Origin of the sequence: Vibrio gigantis (assembly GCF_024347515.1) — a bacterium.
Lineage (GTDB): Bacteria > Pseudomonadota > Gammaproteobacteria > Enterobacterales > Vibrionaceae > Vibrio > Vibrio gigantis.
In genome coordinates this window covers 12519-29860 of sequence record NZ_AP025493.1, presented here as the reverse complement: position 1 = coordinate 29860, position 17342 = coordinate 12519, and the positions used below count along the sequence as shown (strand labels likewise).

Annotated in this window: 13 protein-coding genes; 7 read left to right on the top strand and 6 right to left on the bottom strand. The window is 43.0% G+C overall.

Annotated features, from left to right (window positions below; genetic code table 11):
- Positions 1-116: 116 nt before the first annotated feature.
- From OCV56_RS16255 to OCV56_RS16225, 7 genes are all read left to right on the top strand, one after another.
- Positions 117-1082 (top strand): LacI family DNA-binding transcriptional regulator, encoded by a 966-nt coding sequence (locus OCV56_RS16255; protein ID WP_086713769.1) that lies wholly within the window; start codon positions 117-119, stop codon positions 1080-1082.
- 295 nt (positions 1083-1377) lie between these two features.
- On the top strand, positions 1378-2373 hold the full coding sequence (locus OCV56_RS16250) for a TRAP transporter substrate-binding protein (RefSeq protein WP_086713768.1): 996 nt from the start codon (positions 1378-1380) through the stop codon (positions 2371-2373).
- Positions 2374-2548: 175 nt separating this feature from the next.
- Positions 2549-3109, top strand: a complete 561-nt coding sequence (locus OCV56_RS16245) for a TRAP transporter small permease (RefSeq protein ID WP_086713767.1) — start codon at positions 2549-2551, stop codon at positions 3107-3109.
- Complete coding sequence (locus tag OCV56_RS16240; protein ID WP_086713766.1) at positions 3109-4389, top strand: TRAP transporter large permease; 1281 nt, start codon at positions 3109-3111, stop codon at positions 4387-4389. Before OCV56_RS16245 ends, OCV56_RS16240 begins: the two co-directional genes overlap by 1 nt.
- 512 nt (positions 4390-4901) lie before the next feature.
- Positions 4902-5876, top strand: coding sequence for a nuclear transport factor 2 family protein (locus OCV56_RS16235; RefSeq protein WP_086713765.1), 975 nt, complete (start codon positions 4902-4904; stop codon positions 5874-5876).
- A 17-nt stretch (positions 5877-5893) separates the two neighbouring features.
- Positions 5894-6889 carry a nuclear transport factor 2 family protein gene (locus OCV56_RS16230; protein ID WP_086713764.1) on the top strand — a complete coding sequence of 332 codons (996 nt, stop codon included), beginning with the start codon at positions 5894-5896 and terminating at the stop codon, positions 6887-6889.
- Positions 6882-8615: a sodium:solute symporter family transporter gene (locus OCV56_RS16225; RefSeq protein ID WP_086713763.1), complete on the top strand. Its 1734-nt coding sequence runs from the start codon at positions 6882-6884 to the stop codon at positions 8613-8615. Before OCV56_RS16230 ends, OCV56_RS16225 begins: the two co-directional genes overlap by 8 nt.
- 118 nt (positions 8616-8733) lie before the next feature.
- Here the strand turns inward: OCV56_RS16225 and OCV56_RS16220 are convergent, their stop codons facing one another.
- The 6 genes from OCV56_RS16220 to OCV56_RS16195 all read right to left on the bottom strand — a co-directional run bounded on the left by OCV56_RS16220 (position 8734) and on the right by OCV56_RS16195 (position 17340).
- On the bottom strand, positions 8734-9273 hold the full coding sequence (locus tag OCV56_RS16220) for an RNA-binding S4 domain-containing protein (protein ID WP_086713762.1): 540 nt from the start codon (positions 9271-9273) through the stop codon (positions 8734-8736).
- A 79-nt stretch (positions 9274-9352) separates the two neighbouring features.
- Positions 9353-10642 carry an ATP-binding protein gene (locus tag OCV56_RS16215; protein WP_086713971.1) on the bottom strand — a complete coding sequence of 430 codons (1290 nt, stop codon included), beginning with the start codon at positions 10640-10642 and terminating at the stop codon, positions 9353-9355.
- 20 nt (positions 10643-10662) lie between these two features.
- Complete coding sequence (locus OCV56_RS16210) at positions 10663-11367, bottom strand: response regulator (protein WP_086713761.1); 705 nt, start codon at positions 11365-11367, stop codon at positions 10663-10665.
- A gap of 236 nt (positions 11368-11603) precedes the next feature.
- A complete protein-coding gene (locus OCV56_RS16205) occupies positions 11604-15539 on the bottom strand; it encodes a zinc-dependent metalloprotease (protein WP_086713760.1) in 3936 nt (1311 codons plus the stop codon).
- Positions 15540-15611: 72 nt separating this feature from the next.
- Positions 15612-16451: a hypothetical protein gene (locus tag OCV56_RS16200; protein WP_086713759.1), complete on the bottom strand. Its 840-nt coding sequence runs from the start codon at positions 16449-16451 to the stop codon at positions 15612-15614.
- A gap of 55 nt (positions 16452-16506) precedes the next feature.
- On the bottom strand, positions 16507-17340 hold the full coding sequence (locus OCV56_RS16195; RefSeq protein WP_086713758.1) for an ABC transporter ATP-binding protein: 834 nt from the start codon (positions 17338-17340) through the stop codon (positions 16507-16509).
- Between the last annotated feature and the right edge of the window lie 2 nt (positions 17341-17342).

Here is a 17342-nt window from a genome sequence, read left to right as displayed (position 1 = left end):
ATTATCAAACCTTGCTCATTAGGGCCTGTTGACCCATTCAAGGTGGCGCTTGGATTTATCGCGATATAAGGAGATTCACCATAAAAGCGAAAGTTACCTCTATTGATGTTGCCAAAATGCTTGGCGTTTCTCAGTCTACCGTTTCTCGGGCATTCAGTCCGACAGCGAGCATTAGTGAGAAGAAACGTAAAATGGTTATGGATGCCGCGACCAAGCTTGGCTATACGCCAAATGCGATCGCTCGTAGCCTTATTTCCAATCGTTCAGGGTTAGTGGCTATCGCACTTGATAGCGAATCAAACCCAATGTACGACTTGCAATCTCGTGCTCTCGCGATGGAAATTCAAAAGCGTGGCGGCCAAGTTGTCCTTTGCCCTATCGATAAAGACGACTTGGATCTTGCCATTTCACGTGCGATTGAATATCAGGTTGATGGCTTAATCATTGCCACCAGCCGTCTTACTTCCCGAGCATTCGCACAATGTGAAAAGTTTGGCGTTCACTTAAGCCTTATTAACCGCTATACAGAAAGCATTAATGCGAACAGCGCTGGCCTAGATAACCAACGAGCTGGCACGCAAGCGGCGGATTATTTGCTTGATAAAGGCTACCAACAACTGGCTTATGTCAGTGGCGACGCAGGCTCAATGACCAGTGACAAACGTTGGTTAGGCTTCTCTGAAACCGCAAAAACTCGTGAAGCCGCTTCACCTATCTTCATCAATGCAAAATACAGTTTTGAAGCGGGATTAGAAGCCGCTAAAGAGTTAATGGAGCATACATCCAAGCCAGATGCTGTGTTCTGTGCCAATGATATCCTAGCTATGGGTGTTATGGACGGTCTTAGAAAGCTCGGATGCCATATTCCTCAAGACTTTGCAGTGATGGGAGTGGATGATATCCCAATGGCCTCCTGGCCAAGTTATGACCTCACCACCATTGCTCAGCCTACCGATAAAATCGTGCAAAGGGCCGTCGAAGACTTAATGCAGCGGATCAACGACAACGTAGACGCTAAAGGCGAATACCTGCTCGAACCTGGCACCATTATAGAACGAGGCAGTACAGCCAAGGGCTCTTAAGAGTGTTTAATCCCCTTTAACAAACTTGCTGCAAACCAGCTCATTCAACGCCGGTAATTTTAGACTAAAAGCCCTAATCTCGTATTAGGGCTTTTTCTGTGATCTCGCCTAAAAATTCATCTATTGATATTAACTTCACTATCAAATCACCCCGATTGTTATTGACTTGTTAGCTCTGTGTTTATATTTTGGATTCGTATGCAAAATTAGGATATGAAGTGCGGATAAATAACCCACTGAACAACATGGCTCAAATGAATGCACATAAAAGCCGTGTGATGAACAAGGAAGAACGATGAAACGCGCAATCTTTACCTCAATTACAGCCCTCGGCTTAACGCTGTCTAGCATGAATACCTTTGCAAGCAATGTGATCCGCCTTGCTCACGACAGCCAAGAAACATCACCCGTTCACAAAGCAATGCTTCACTTCGAAAAAGAGTTGGAATCTCGCTCTAACGGAGAACTTGAAGTTGAAATCTATCCTGCCCGTCAACTGGGCGATGTAAGAGAAACCACAGAGCTTGTTCAGCAAGGTAACTTACAGATGACATTTGGTGCATCGGTGTTGCTTTCACCTTACGTACCTGAGTTCAACGTACTTGATGTCTTCTACCTATTTGAAGACGAAGCGCAAGCACATAAGGCATTGGACAGCGATAAGATCGGCAAACCACTTCTTACATCAATGGAATCAAAAGGCTTTCATGGCTTAGGCTTCATGGAAGTTGGTTTCCGCAGCATCACCAATAACAAGCAACCGATTAACACCATTGAAGACTTGAACAGCTTAAAGATTCGTTCAGCGTCTAACCCTACACAAATCAGTGCTTGGAAATCGGTAGGTACAGCACCGACACCGCTTTCTTGGGGTGAGATCTTCACTTCGCTACAACAAGGCTTAATCAATTCACAAGAAAGTGCGGTCTACTCTATTTACGCAGAGCGTTTTTACGAAGCACAAGAGTACCTATCGCTAACCAACCATATTTACACTAACTACGTACTATTCATGAACAAAGAGTTCTGGGACTCTCTACCGAGCGAACAACAAACTCTAGTCAATGAAGTAAGCCAAGAAACCATCGCAGTACAGCGTGATCTCGCGGCTAAACAGAACCAAGAAGTCATTAAAGAACTTGAAGCGAAAGGCATGACAGTAAACGTAGTGCCAACCGACGTTCGTGCTCAAATGAAAGAAAAGATGAATGCAGCGGTTTACCAAGAGCTTCGTAGCAAAACCGGTGAAGCGCTATTCGACAGTGTGATCACAGAAATAGAGCAACTCTAACTCACTGATCACGATTGTTAGCCCTTCATGGGTGTCCGTTATTGACTCAGGCTTTAAGAGATCGCTTTAAAACCAAGCTTTTAAAAATCGCTTTATAGATAAGCAGCTTTTAAGCCTGAGGTGCAATTCATTCATTGGCATTCAATGCCCTTTTCAACACTCTTTGGAGTTACGTATGAAATGGTTTCGCCTGTTCGACCGATACTTCGAACCAACACTGATCGTACTTTCTATCTCGTTGATGACCGCGCTACTCTGTTTACAGATAGCATTGCGCCTATTCGACGCTTCAATTGCTTGGGCAGAAGAACTTGCCCGCTACCTTTTCGTTTGGGCGATGTACTTAAGCATCAGCTACTGTATTCGTGATGATCGACATATTCGCATTCGCCTATTCATCGATAAACTACCTGGCAATTTAACCCACTACGCTTTGATTCTTTCTGATCTTATTTACCTTGCCTTCAGCTGCACCGTTGCCTGGTTTGGTTTCAAAGTGATTGGTCGAAGCCTGAAACTGGGCCAAATCGCTCCTGCAATGGAAATCCCGATTGCATGCTTATATGCCTCTGTACTTGTTTGTGCCGTGCTCAGCGCCATTCGCCTTGTCGTTAGCATCAATAAGCGCATTTCAATTATTGCTTACTCACCAAAGTCGGTTCGACTCACGCAACATCGTTACCGTCACTTGAAAGCAAAACACCGCACTTCTAACCGCTTGTTGGAGCTAAGCTAATGACCTCTGCTTTGTTATTTGGTAGCTTCGGATTACTGCTTCTTATAGGCGTTCCCGTAGGTATCGCACTCGCAGGTGCCAGCATGCTGGCCATCTTGAGCCTACCCTTCTTAAATATCGAGTTTTTAGTACAGGGCTTGGTGACAGGGCTAGACTCTTTCCCACTATTGGCCGTTGTACTCTTCACATTGGCCGGTAACCTAATGAGCCAAGGCGGTATATCAAAACGCCTTTTGCATGTTGCTGAAGTCTTCTTTGGTCACTTCACTGGTGGCTTAGGGATTGTAGCTATCGTTGCATGTATGTTCTTTGCTTCCATCTCTGGTACAGGTTCTGCAACCGTTGCAGCTATTGGCTTAACAATGATTCCGTCTATGGTTAAAAAAGGCTACGACCGTAGCTTTGCCGGTGCTTTGATCGCTTCTTCTGGTGGTATCGGTGTGATTATTCCGCCGTCTGTTGTGATGATCGTGTATGCCATTACTGCAGAAGTATCCGTAACGAAAATGTTCATGGCCGGCATTATCCCTGGTGTTGTCGTCGGACTCGTCCTTATCGGTTACTGTTTGATCGTCTCTAAAATCCGTGGCTACAAAGGTAACGATAAGAAAGCAACATGGCCTGAAAGACTGGCGGCGCTTAAAGAAGCGATTTGGGCAATGCTCTTACCCGTAATTATTCTTGGCGGCATCTACTCTGGTGTATTCACGCCAACTGAGTCTGCGGCGATTGGTGTATTATACGGCTTGTTTTTCGGCATGTTTGTTTACAAAGAACTGGATTACAAAAAGGTCGTGAAGATCATTTTAGAATCTTCGTTATTGGTAGGTGCAGTACTTGTGATTGTGGGCGCTTCAGTTACGTTTGGTCGAATCCTAACGCTTGAGCGTCTACCAACTGAAATCGCACAGTTCATTCTCTCTATCACGGAAAACAAGCTGCTCATCTTGCTATGTATCACCGCACTGCTCCTGATCGTTGGTACATTCATGGAGACATTAGCAGCGATTGTTATCTTAACTCCAATCCTGCTGCCTATCGTGACCGCATTAGGAATGGACCCAATTCACTTTGGTATCGTAATGATCGTGAACCTAGCCATCGGGTTTGTCACTCCCCCACTCGGCGCCAACTTATTTATGGCCAGCCAAGTAGGTAACGTGCCGATTGAATCCTTGTCTCGGGCGATTTTAGGCTGGATTGGTGCCATGCTCGTCGCTTTGATGATCATTACCTTTGTGCCAGCGATATCACTGTTCCTTCCAGAACTATTGTCTTAAGCGTACCCATCAACAAAGCCACTCAAAATTCATCTTTGAGTGGCTTTTTCAATCCAACCATTCCCAAACTTATCGTTGCATGCGAATCCATTTTTAATTAAACAAATCTAAACAAATCTAAACAATCTAAGTAAAACTCCATCAGTTAAGAATAATTACTCTAAACTCCTTCTCGTCATCACTTCGATATAAAAAATCGTCACAGCGCACTCTCTGGTATAATGCCCACCTCGCCACACCCAAAACAAAATCAACAAATACAATTACTTATGTAGACAAGCACTACATTTCAACCTAATTATTTTGTTCATATACACTCGATAAATATGGAACCATTACTCAATTATCTTACTGAGAACCGTATTTTGAGAGTTGTTAAAAAACAGATCCAACCCACAATAAAGAAACATATGCGAAACACCTCATTGACACAATGGTAACAAAAGGCAATATTGGATACGTAACCAAAAATAATCCAATAACTAATTTTATGACGCATCAGGAGGTGATTAATGGCTATGGTTGGCTTTGATTCTAAATGGCAAGATTTTCCGGATTACATATTAGGCATCACTAAAGAAATTTGGGAAGATCGAGGTCTGAGTACCCTACATAACTATTACTCACCTGACATTATCGTCCGTACACCACTCTCCATCACCAAGGGAAACGAAAAGGTCATCAGCGCGACCATGGGCACACTAGCCGAGTTCCCGAACCGTACCTTATTGGGTGAAGACGTTATTTGGTCAGGGACTCCTGAGCAAGGCATGCTCTCATCACATCGAATCATTTCTACAGCCACTCACACTAATGATGGTGTATTTGGCAAAGCCACAAACAAAACACTAAAGTTTCGAATTATCGCAGACTGCCATGCCATCAATAACCAAATCAATGACGAGTGGATGATCCGAGACATCGCTGCGATTGCAAACCAACTGGGTATGACGTCAGAAGAGTACGCTCGTCAGCAAATCGAAATAGAGGGTGGCGTTGAGCAATGCCCCTTCCCTTTCACTCCTCAAGTCGACATTCAAGGCCCTTACCTTGGTGTAGGGAACGACAATGAATACGGTCAGCGCTATGAAGACATACTGCGACGTGTAATGAGTGCTGAGTTCTCGGTAATACCAAAAGAATATGACCGAGCTTGTATTGGCGAATACACGGGCGGTCAAACTGCACTCTCTCATAACGAGATCGACCAGTTTTGGATGTCACTGCGCTCGTCATTTCCGAACGCGGAATTCAAAATTCACCACCGTATTGGCCGCAATGACGAAATGATGTCACCACGTGCAGCTATTCGTTGGTCGCTACAAGGCAAGCACGAAGGCTACGGTATGTTTGGAAAGCCTACAGGAAAAGACGTTTACATCATGGGTATCAGCCATGCAGAGTTTGGGCCTTGGGGCCTACGCAGAGAATTCACGCTACTTGATGAAAGTGCAGTCTGGAAACAGATTTTAATCCAAATCGGTTAACTATATAAGGAAATAACATGTTGAACAGCTTGATTGAAAATTTCTACAAAACGTATTTTAACGCTCACTCTTCAGAGCGTACTCAAGTAGCTCACGAGATGCTAAATGCCGACGTTAAATGGTGTGTCGCTCACCCGATTAATGACGTCTCTGGTGTCGATGCGACCGAGCAAGCATTCTTATTGCCGCTAGTAAACTCGCTACCTGATGTAGAACGACGTCCATCAATCGTTATGCAAGGTGAATACGAGGGCCGCACTTGGGTAAACTCTACTGGCTACTTTGTTGGCACATTTGCAAAACCGTTGTTTGGCATCCCAGCAACAGGAAAAACGCTCTACTTGCGCTACACCGAAATGGTTTGTATCCAAGAGGGTCAAATTGTCGAATCCTATCTAATCCCTGATTTTATTGATGCAATGAACCAAGCTGGTGTTAACCCGTTACGAGCAAGCCTAGGTCATGCTGGACTAGTCCCTGCCCCAGCAACTCAAGACGGCATACAGACAGGTAACATCGCTGCGGAAGAGAGCGAGAAAAGCCAAAAACTAGTGCTAGACATGCTGGCTTGCTTAGGTCGATTTGATGGTAAGCGCCTTGATTCAATGGATCTAGAAAACTACTGGCATGACGACTTTATGTGGTACGGACCGGCTAGTATTGGTACGACTCGTGGTATCCAAGGCTTCCGCGACCATCATCAAGGACCATTTGTCTTTGCCTTCCCTGACCGAAGTGTCGATATCGAGCTCAATATTTTGTCCAAAAATGACTACGTATCCACGGGTGGTTGGCCACACATGCACGGTACACATACTGGCAGCAGTGGTTGGTTAGGGTTAGCACCAACTGGCAAACACATCGAGCTTCGCGTGATGGATATCTGGCGACGCGAAGGCGAATTACTCAAAGAGAACTGGGTTGCTATCGATATCGCACACATCTTAAAGCAGCTCGGTTATGACTTATTCGCACAAATGGATGAACAACTAAAAGGACGAGCGCATGTATGAGTTTGGAGCTTTAAACTGGACAATTCTTGGTACCTATATCGTCCTGACTTTAGTGATGGGTGCACTGGTTGGTAGACGTGTGACTTCCGCCAACCAATTTGCATTAGGCGATAGAAATATTCCATGGTGGGCCATCGGTATTTCTGTTGTGTGTACCTATGTTAGTGCGATGTCTTTCTTGGGTGGGCCTGCTTGGTCTTACAAAGAAGGCTTGTCGGTGATTGCTATCCACCTAAACTACCCTCTGGTGATTTTCTTTATCGTTGCTGTGTTTATGCCATTTTTCTACAACAACGGCCTCACTTCGATTTATGAATATCAAGAACGACGCTTTGGTAAAGCTTCTCGTATCACTCTGTCTTTGATTTTCTTAATTAAACAGGCGATAAGTTCAGCGGCGGTCTTATATGCGACCTCGTTAATCCTCGAGTTCATTACAGGCATCGACGTCACTTACTGCATCATCATCGTCACTGTTATCGCGCTGATCTATACCGTCATGGGGGGAATTGCCGCCGTTATTTGGACAGATGTCATTCAAGCGGTCATTTTGTTTCTTGGCGCGTTCATCATCATCGAAGCCGTTTGGAATGGCATGCCACAACCAATGACGGAAGTGATGCAAAATCTCAAGTCAGATGGCATGACCAATGCGTTGCAAACCAATTTAGATTTAAGCCAAGTGACCACGGTATGGGCCGGCGTTATCGCAATGACAATGTTCCACACTACGGTGTATGGCGGTAACCAAATGATGGTTCAACGCTGTATGGCGGCTAAAAATATGGGTGATGCGAAAAAAGCGATGCTAATGATGGGTTACGTTGCTTTCTTCATCTACTTCGTATTCATTCTGTTGGGCGTATTATTTAACGCTTACTACGATGGTAAAGAGTTTGAGAATGGCAATACCATTATCCTTCACTATGCCAGCGAATATGGTATGCCAGGGCTGATGGGAATCATCGCGGCGGCTATTCTTGCAGCAAGTATGTCGAGCCTAGACTCCGCTTTTAACTCTATGGCTACCGTCTCTGTTACTGACTTCTATAAACGCTTCTACAAGAAAAACGAGTCAGAGGAACATTACCTCAAAGCATCGCGTTTCTTCACGGTTATGTGGGCGCTATGTATCATCATTCCAGCTTTCATGTTTGCAACCAGCACAGGCTCAGTTTTAGAAATATTGAGTAAAGCGGGTTCCTATTTTGTAGGTGCAAACTTCTGTATGTTCGTGCTTGGTTTCTACTCCAAACATATTACAGAAAAAGGACTATTAATTGGTGTCGCAGCAAGCTTCTTAGCAATCTGGTATGTAGCAGTAGCGACTGATATCGCTTGGCCTTGGTACTGTGTTATTGGTGTTTTCGTTAATGCGATTGTCGCGTACGCTGCAAGCTTGCTGCTAACTGGCAAACAAAAAGAAATGCACCTTTATACAGTCAAAGGCCAGCAAGCAGAGTATGCGCGCTTGAACAAGCCGATCAAAGAAGATGGTTGGTATGTTGTTCCGGGTAAAGTCGATGCACCTTGTTGGGGACTCCTCGTTATGTTTGTATTCTCACTCGTTCTACTTTGGGGAATTAACGAGTTCATTGAGAACGCACCAATGTTGATTAACTTTATCCGAGTCTGCTCTGTTATTGTTGCTGCAAGCGTCATCGGTTATATGATTTACTCATTCAAGCGCTCTAAGCCATCAAATGAAGTAGAACAAATCAGCTAAGGTTATCCTCAAACTCAAGCTAGCTCCAACAAAAAAGGCTCACTAAATAGTGAGCCTTTTGATATCTGCTTAACGCAAACCGAGGTCTAACGTTGCTTAACGTCTTAAAAGAATAATGTTAAAAGAATTCAATCGAGTTACGGCCGCTTTTGTCGTCACGTGTTGGCTTTGGCGTGTCCGCTTTCTTTTTCGGTTTCTTTTCTTTCTTTTTCTCTTTCTTTGGTTCAGCCTTGGCGCTCAGCATTTCTGCTTTGCTTTTCTTAGATTCTTTCTTCTTAGAATCCTTTTTAGACTGACCTTTCTTCGCCTTGTTGTCTTTTTTAGACGCTTCTTTCTTTTTCGGCTCTTCTGTTTCTTCTTGTACTGGTTGGTCGCACACCACTACATAATACTCTTGATTGAATTCAAAGAAGTCGCCATCGTACATTTTACGACGCTTACGCGTTTCTAGCTCACCATTTACCGCTACGTAGCCTTCAGAGATGATGTGTTTAGCTTCACCGCCACCACTCACTAGGTTAGCAATTTTAAACACTTTGTAGAGCTCAATCGGCTGAGATGACACATCGACACCAATCGCCTCGATTTCAATCTCTTCGCCTTCTTCTCCGTGCTCGTAACCTTCGTAGTCAGCGTCTTCGTAATGTTCTTGGTCCATGGTGACCTCTACCTAAATATGTACTTCTGGAATATTGGGCGCAGTGTAATCGTAAAACAACTAAATGACCATGTTGAATTTAGAGCTCAAGTCTTGGAAAGGACAGTGCAAAACACGCACCATCCAAATAACTTTCACCCACTGTCACCTGTGCGTGGTGTCGGTCACAGACTTGTTTGACAATTGCTAGCCCTAAACCATGCCCAGTTTTTCCCTTGTTTCTCGCTGCATTAGCACTATAAAAAGGATCAAATAAATATGGCCAATGCTCAGTTTCAACCCCTTTGCCGTCATCATGAACTTCAATAACAAATTCATTGTCGGTATACCACAACTCAATAACGATCTTAGTATCAGCAAACTTAAAAGCATTCCTTACTATATTATCCACCGCTCTATTGAATAGCTTTAGGTCAACATAGAAAGAGGCAGGAACTTTGAGTGGAACCTTAATGAGATCGAGTGTTGTCTCTTTCTCCCAGATACTAAAACGTTCGGTTAGCCATTCATTGGCATCAATAGGTTGCTTAAGTAACTCAAAACCTCCCCTTTCTAAGCGAGCGTAATACAACAACTCATCGACCATATCTTCCATTTCTTCAGTATCCGCAAGAATACGAGCTATGGCCTTAGACTGTTGCTTAGTTGGCGCCAAATCACTCAACAACTCAGCTTGCCATTGAATCCGGAATATAGGAGTTCTAAGCTCGTGTGCTACCGCGTTGGTCAAAGACTTATTACTATTGATTAAATCTCTTATCTTGTCTGCCATGACATTAAAGCTGCGGTTCAACGTACCCAATTTTATACTGTTTTTCTCAGATGCTCGCTCTAATAGATCACCATTAGAAAAAGCCACTGTCGCCATTTCAAGGTTGTTTAATCGGCGCTTTATTCTCCAAACCAAAAACAAGCCGCTCAACGCAAAACCAGTGATAGCAAATACCCAAATAAGACGGTTCTCAAATTTGATTTGCTTCCTCAAGTAAGAATCTTTGTTCTTGGACAGCTCATATAAGTCATCACTTCCCACTAACCTAAACCAAAGGAAATATTCGTCATGATAGTAAACATTTCGGCCTTTTTGCTGAAAGGCTTTCCGCACTAGTTCAGGCGCGTTATCAAAAGGTATGATGCGTAGGTTCTGTCGTGTCTTATCCGCGTAGCTTTTTAAAAGATTCTGCGTTTCAAGCAAACCTTTTTCGCGGTAAACCACATCAATCAATTCTTGATAAGCTTCTGCTTCATGGTCTCGTAATATGTATTCGTAGTCAGTGCTTAACTTGTAAACAATAAAGGCATAGGAATATATACTCACTAAGAAAATGGCAGTCAGTCCCGCTAGGTATTCAAAATAGATGCGTCGCATGTTATTTATTTCACTACCCGTTACCAACGTTCAGGTACGAACAAGTAGCCTTTGCCTCTTACAGTAATAATCTTTTTAGGTGGGACAGTTACGTCATTGAGCTTTTTACGTAAGATTACGATTTTGTTATCGATAAAACGATCGAAGCCATCGTATTCGATGCCTCTCAGCTGTTGAGTCAGAAAATTTCGTGATAAAACTTGCTCCGGAGAAGAAGCTAACAACCAAAGTAATTCAAATTCACTATCCGCTATCGATATATCTTGTCCAATATGCGTACAAGCTTTAGTAGCACGATTTAAACTTAATTTACCAAAAACCAACTCATTCTTACTCACATCAGCACTTGAAGAACTTTCAGAGCTACGACGTAAAAGCATCCTAACTCTCGCCAGTAACACTCTTTGACGAATGGGTTTACTAATAAAGTCATCGGCACCGGTTTCTAAAGCGGCTACATGATCGAAATCATCATCACTCGCGGTAAGAATCAATATCTTCCCATTAAACTGACTTCGCACTTGTCGACAAATAGTCAGTCCATCAACTTCTGGCAACATGAGATCAAGTAGAACAATGTCGGGCTGAATAGTTAAAATTTTCTCACACGCTAATGCTCCATCAGAAATAGTGACGACTTCAAAAGATTGGCTTTCAAAGTACTCCTGTAACATCTCTCTTAAGATGGGATCGTCTTCTACGATCACGAGTTTCGGGTTGGTCATAAATCCTTCTCACCATTCCTTTGCTACCTTGCGAACCGCCTCTTTATTTCGAAATTCAGCACATTCTTATTACATAGCTTTTATTTATAAAAATAACAAAAACATCTATATAACATATAAATAAAAGGCAATGCAGCTAAAAATAGACCAAAAGCTCTTAATTTTATACTCAAAAAAACCGGCCACCTTAACAAGGAAACCGGTTCGGTTTATGAGTTTATTTGAACATTTGTTATTTAATCATCATAAACAGGGAGCTGCTCAAATGCGCGACGGAATGATACGTACTCATTTGAACTCCACAGACGAAGCTCCTCTGGGTCGTAGTCATACACTTCTTTGTGAGATGCATTGAGAGAGCTTGTATTATTCTCAGTAATTTGGTCACCAAAGATCTGTGCCACGTTAAACATATTGTCTAATTCATCGTCTTCAAACTTGCCAATCGCACTGTTTTGCGCCGTTTGTAGTCGAGCTAAAGAGTTACACTTACGCTTCATATGATCTTCATCTGACTCACCATCCACTTTAAAACGCAGACACTTGTTGCCCTCTTCTTCATACTCTTCAAACATACGGTCAAACATAGTCCAACGCGCAAACCCAGTTGTGTCTCGAAGTGCAACCAACGCATCCTTATCACCGATTGCAATAATACGAGCTTCATTGCGATCACGTGTATTTCTAAACACTGAAAGAGCATTACGAACACGGTAAGGCAGGCCATTTAGCTTCTCGACTCGAGCCTTTTGATCCTCTTGGTACAGAGCACGTGACGCCACAGCATTAGCGAGCGTATTACGCGAGTTCAAAGAGTAGTTCACGCCTTTCCATGTAAATTTGACGCCATCAGGGTCAGCAGAACTGCTGTTTGCCAAGTTAATATGGATTGAGTCGCTTAAACCTCTCACCGAGTCACTTAAACCATACTCATTTGCACGGTTGTATTTGTTCAGGTTGGCTAGAAGCGTGCCAAAGTAAGGGACTGTCGTATCTTGCGGTGAACCTTCCGTCCAGTATTCAAACGCCTCTTGTCCGCCCATTACAAAGTAACGTTTCATCGGCCATAAGTATGACGGCACAGCTTCGATTGTTTTCGCCAGGCTTGGTTGATAACGCAAAACCGTTTCAACGTAGTCTCCGTTACCATCGACGAAGATCGCTTGACGCGCTTCTGGTCGTCCCGCTAAATCAGACAAGTGCGTATATAGTTTTGTGATCTTATCTGATAGGTCCACCAGAGCCAAACTAGAGTTCTCTGTGGAGATGTATGGTGAATCACGACGAACCAGCATTTGTGCTGCAAGCAGTTTATCAGGCCATACACCAAGCAAATCCATAGAGTTAGACGCGGTTTGATATGGGTTATTCGCCTTCAAACTCGCCCAAATATGACCATCACGAGTCTCTGAACGCATGACGACTTCGTTACTTTGGTTTTTCAACGTTTGAACAAGTTCTTCGTCAAAACAACTTGTTGGAACATCACGGTTTGGCGACATACCCGTTTGGTAGGTTAGCCATAAGTCTGACAAGGTTGCAAAACGATAGCGGTTAGGAACCCCATCAATACCACTCAATTCCTCCAACTCACAGACTTTATCCGGAGCTGTTAGCACATCTAAGAAGAAGTCAGCAGCGAGGTTTGCTGCGTTATAAGTATCACAGATAGGGCGAAGTCCTGGCGACATGTTGTCCAGTGGTACTGGATTTCCACGCCAATCTAAACAGTTATTCTCAGCAATTTCTTCAAATACCTGTCCTTTGTTATTGGTTGTGTCTGCACCGATGTAACGTGCAAATACAAAATCAATTTCACCGACGTTTTCAACAATGTCACGGATCTTCTGAAACTCATTCATACGCATCCAGAAGTACTCATACTGATTGTATTGAGTAAACCAATCTCGACCGTTTCTGCGGTTGGCCGTTTCGTAGCTATCGTAGTAACGTTGGATACGGAACTCTGTAATTTCAGTGAGTGACGTACCTTCATCAAAGCGATCACAGTTTAAGCTTGTGTAGGTGTGTTCATCGGTACAGAAGCGGTAACTCGCCAGCTCTGGAATATCGTCAGTACCCGCATTCGCACGCAAGTGTGCAATTACGCCAGTAGGATACGCATTGTAATCCTCTGTCATCTCACGATCGTACTCAGCTAGAGAGTAAGTTTTACGAAGTTGTGCACCCGTTTTGTCATGAACAGAATCACCAATAAATTCATTGGTTTCAATTTCACGAGCATAAGCAAACTTTAGTGCAGCTTTATCATATTTACCGAACACAAGTAGTTCATCGAAAATGGAAGCGCCGTAGTCCATAATAGAGCTGTACGCGGCTGGTTTTGCTTGGTGGCCTAATGTACTGCGCGCTAACTCTTCTTCTGTGTAAAAATGAGCTTTGTCTGTCGAACCCATGAAGTTATGGCGTAAACCTAAGTTGTGGCCTAATTCATGAATCAAAGTCGACTTAAACATATGCTCAGATATCGCTTCACTTGCAAGTTTCTGCTGGTCAAGGTCGAGGTCATCCCACGTTTTCATGGTGTTCTGCTCGTCATCAGCAAAGAATCCACCATTGGTATAGTCAATTCCTGTGATCAAACCTTTCGCTTTAGTACTCAGCCACATTGCATCTTCGCTATAAACATTCTGTTCAGAAAAACGCTTAAGCATATCTTGGCGCTTGTAGAAAGTTTGAAGTGCCAAGTCCTTATTGTTCACATCAAACCTATGACCAAAGTCAGCCTTTGGGGTTTGATTGACAAATTTACCTTGCCCTACAAACGCCATTTCGTCTTCTGTTACAGCAGGAACAAATTGATCTGGCCCACGATCGCTTGCGACCATGTCTGTAAAGGCATCAATGTCAGTTCGTGGCTCAGCAACGGGTGCTTCGTCACCACCTCCAGCATCAACATTCTGTGTTTCTTCAGCAACAGGTTCTAGCTTCTCAATTTCCTGACGGTTATAACGCAACGCTAAATCATTCCAATAGCGACGAGTCGTGGTACGAATCACACCAAGGTATTGATTAACGTGTGCGTGAATGATCTCACCCGTGAGTGGGTTAGTTGCGGAAGGCCCGTAACCCAACAAACCATTGTCTACAGGGTCTGCAATAAGATTAAACACGTTGTAACGAAGGTCACCAGGTTGAATACCTGCTCTCGCATCAGTATTAACAATTTTAATTGGAGGCACACCAGTACCTTCAAGTGACTCATTCACCTCTTCCATTGTATCGATCGTCAGCTGGCGATACGCCTCATTACCTTCGTCAAAGTAACTATCACTTAAATAGTAATCAATCGACTCTAGGTTCGGGTTGAAACGATTGATGTAAGCAAAGCGTGAACCTTGTACATCGCTCTCACCTGTGTGTGTTTTTACGGCTTTGCTGTCGTTAAAGAAGCCATAGTAAGCACTGTCTTGGCCCTGATAATAAACTGGCTCGTAGTTTGAGCTCGCTAGTTTGTCTAATCTGACTAGCGAGTAGAAAAAACGTGTCTTAAATGACAAGTTTTCTAGACCACCAAACTCATATTGATCATCCGGATCGGCTGTATATGTACGCTCAATTTCAACGTTAATTACGCCTTCTTCCGGGTTGTACTCATATGAGATAACACGTGGGTCAGCACTCTCAGTTACGTTACTCGCTGTATACCAAGTGCTGAGCGTATCTTCCGATAACGATTTGATATTTTCGTATTCAGGAACAAAGTGTGTCGCTGTTGTCCAGTCGACATTCTCATCCTGATTTATCTCTTCTTTATTGGTACATTCGCCGTAACCGTTTTCAGCGCAGCGATACTGTCTGAATTCACCTGGAATTTTCAGTACCGGTACGCGATTGATTTCATGCTCCCAACGACTAGGCTCCAGAGAATCTACTTTATCGCGATCCAATGCTTCAACATAGATACCGTTAGTTTTGTCAAAGCGTAGTTTGACAAGCTTTGGATCGCCTTGGAAAAAGCCACGCTGAGTCATTGCGTAACGTGGAGCTTCACCGGTAGACGGCATGTACATCCAAAGTGATTCCGTATCTAAAGATTGAACAGAAATCTCTTCGGTTGGTTTTTCATAAGTGTCATAGGCACGATCTTCGGCCCCACACCCACTGAGTATTGCAGTAATACTTGCTGCGATAATTGCGTGTTTAAACATAATTTACCTATATTTATAATTATATTACATTTTTATTTCTAACTATCTAAATTCAATGCGAACGGAGCAATATTAGAATTGATAGTTAACCACTGCGTAATAAGTTGTTTTCTTTAAATCAACTAAATCATTAAGAGGGTTTGAGCCTCTTTCTGGATTGTAATAACTAATGCCATTAGTTAGCCCAGCAGAAATAGAAATACTCTTAGTTATTTGATAGCCCACTTCTTCACCATGTAATAGAGTTGGATCAAACGTGTTCCCGCTATAATCCCATGACTGTCTAGGCATTAAGAAAATGTTGAAATAAAAGTCTTCTGCAAAAACATAATCAAGAGAAAATTGGCTACTTAATTGGTATTCAATAAGCTGATTACCACCGGCGGTTTTATATTCGTGAAAATTTTTTCTAAGTAATAACGTATTACTCAATGAAAGCCCTTCCATCAAATTATCGAATGGAGCACTCCACCTGACCTTCAACCTGGTTCCTAACGTTAAATCGTTCCTCCTTGACCATTTAGACGTCGGTAATATGACTCTCACCTCACCACTCAATGATGAACCATCAGCTGGTTTGAATAGTCCATTGCGCCCCCATGAGATGGACGTATCATTCCAAAACTGTCCCCTAACCCCATATTCATCACCGTCGGACAAGTGGTAACCTGACGCCACTACTTGAAGTCGAGATTTGTCAGAAAAGGAATATCGGACAACTCCCGTTGCGGAAGCCGAACGATTTGCTAAGGACGCACTGTCTTCATATCCGTTTCGAGAATAGTCAAGACTAATGTATCCAGACCAAGGGTTTTCGTCGTTTTTGGACTCCCACTCATCTTGTAAATTATTTGCTAGGGCGAGCGAAGGCGTCACCAGCATTAACGCTGGCAATATAATTAGTTTATTCATACTTTCCTTCTTGTATTACACTTCCGTATTATATATACATCTTCTTTTTCCAGTTTTAAGCCTGTTTAGCTAACTTCGTTGTTTTTATTTTATTCCTTTGAGATGGATGCGTAATTGGAATCGACGCCAATAAAGTTTTTGTATAATCTTCTTTTGGATTTTTATAAACATCTTCCACACTTCCAGACTCAATTATTTTACCCTTTTTCATTACAACCACATTATCTGAAATGTGCTTAACAACAGAGAGATCATGTGAAATGAAAATAATGGAAAGGTTCATCTCTTTTTGTATTTTCAACAATAGATTTAGTATCTGAGCTTGTACCGAAACATCTAATGCCGATACTGACTCATCGCAAACTAATAACTTTGGCTTTAATGCTATTGCTCTTGCTATGCCTATACGCTGCCTTTGCCCTCCTGAAAACTCATGCGGATAGCGGGTTACAGCAGAGTGAGGTAATCCGATCTTATCGAGCAGTTCTAAAACCCACTTCTTTCGTTCTTTCTTCGAACCAATGCCATGAATAATAAAAGGTTCTTCGAGTATTCCACCTACTGTATGCCTCTGATTCAACGACTCTAAAGGATCCTGAAATACAATCTGCATCTCTCTACGAAGTGGACGCATTCTTTTTGTGCTGTAATGGGTGATGTCTTCCCCTTCAAAAAAGATCTTTCCAGCTGATGGTTCATACAATTTGAGTAATGTTCTACCAAGCGTACTTTTCCCACAGCCAGACTCTCCAACCAGACCTAACGTCTCGCCTTGCTTTAATGAAAATGAAACACCGTCAACAGCTTTGATTACATAACCTTTCTTAAATAGGTTTTTACCTGATAGAAAGTGCTGCTCAAGCCCTTCAATTCTAATCACTTCTGACATCC

Coding starts and splice junctions, on each gene's coding strand:
- OCV56_RS16255 (WP_086713769.1), top strand. CDS start 117: ATGCTTGGCGTTTCTCAGTCTACCGTTTCTCGGGCATTCAGTCCGACA.
- OCV56_RS16250 (WP_086713768.1), top strand. CDS start 1,378: ATGAAACGCGCAATCTTTACCTCAATTACAGCCCTCGGCTTAACGCTG.
- OCV56_RS16245 (WP_086713767.1), top strand. CDS start 2,549: ATGAAATGGTTTCGCCTGTTCGACCGATACTTCGAACCAACACTGATC.
- OCV56_RS16240 (WP_086713766.1), top strand. CDS start 3,109: ATGACCTCTGCTTTGTTATTTGGTAGCTTCGGATTACTGCTTCTTATA.
- OCV56_RS16235 (WP_086713765.1), top strand. CDS start 4,902: ATGGCTATGGTTGGCTTTGATTCTAAATGGCAAGATTTTCCGGATTAC.
- OCV56_RS16230 (WP_086713764.1), top strand. CDS start 5,894: ATGTTGAACAGCTTGATTGAAAATTTCTACAAAACGTATTTTAACGCT.
- OCV56_RS16225 (WP_086713763.1), top strand. CDS start 6,882: ATGTATGAGTTTGGAGCTTTAAACTGGACAATTCTTGGTACCTATATC.
- OCV56_RS16220 (WP_086713762.1), bottom strand. CDS start 9,273: ATGGACCAAGAACATTACGAAGACGCTGACTACGAAGGTTACGAGCAC.
- OCV56_RS16215 (WP_086713971.1), bottom strand. CDS start 10,642: ATGCGACGCATCTATTTTGAATACCTAGCGGGACTGACTGCCATTTTC.
- OCV56_RS16210 (WP_086713761.1), bottom strand. CDS start 11,367: ATGACCAACCCGAAACTCGTGATCGTAGAAGACGATCCCATCTTAAGA.
- OCV56_RS16205 (WP_086713760.1), bottom strand. CDS start 15,539: ATGTTTAAACACGCAATTATCGCAGCAAGTATTACTGCAATACTCAGT.
- OCV56_RS16200 (WP_086713759.1), bottom strand. CDS start 16,451: ATGAATAAACTAATTATATTGCCAGCGTTAATGCTGGTGACGCCTTCG.
- OCV56_RS16195 (WP_086713758.1), bottom strand. CDS start 17,340: ATGTCAGAAGTGATTAGAATTGAAGGGCTTGAGCAGCACTTTCTATCA.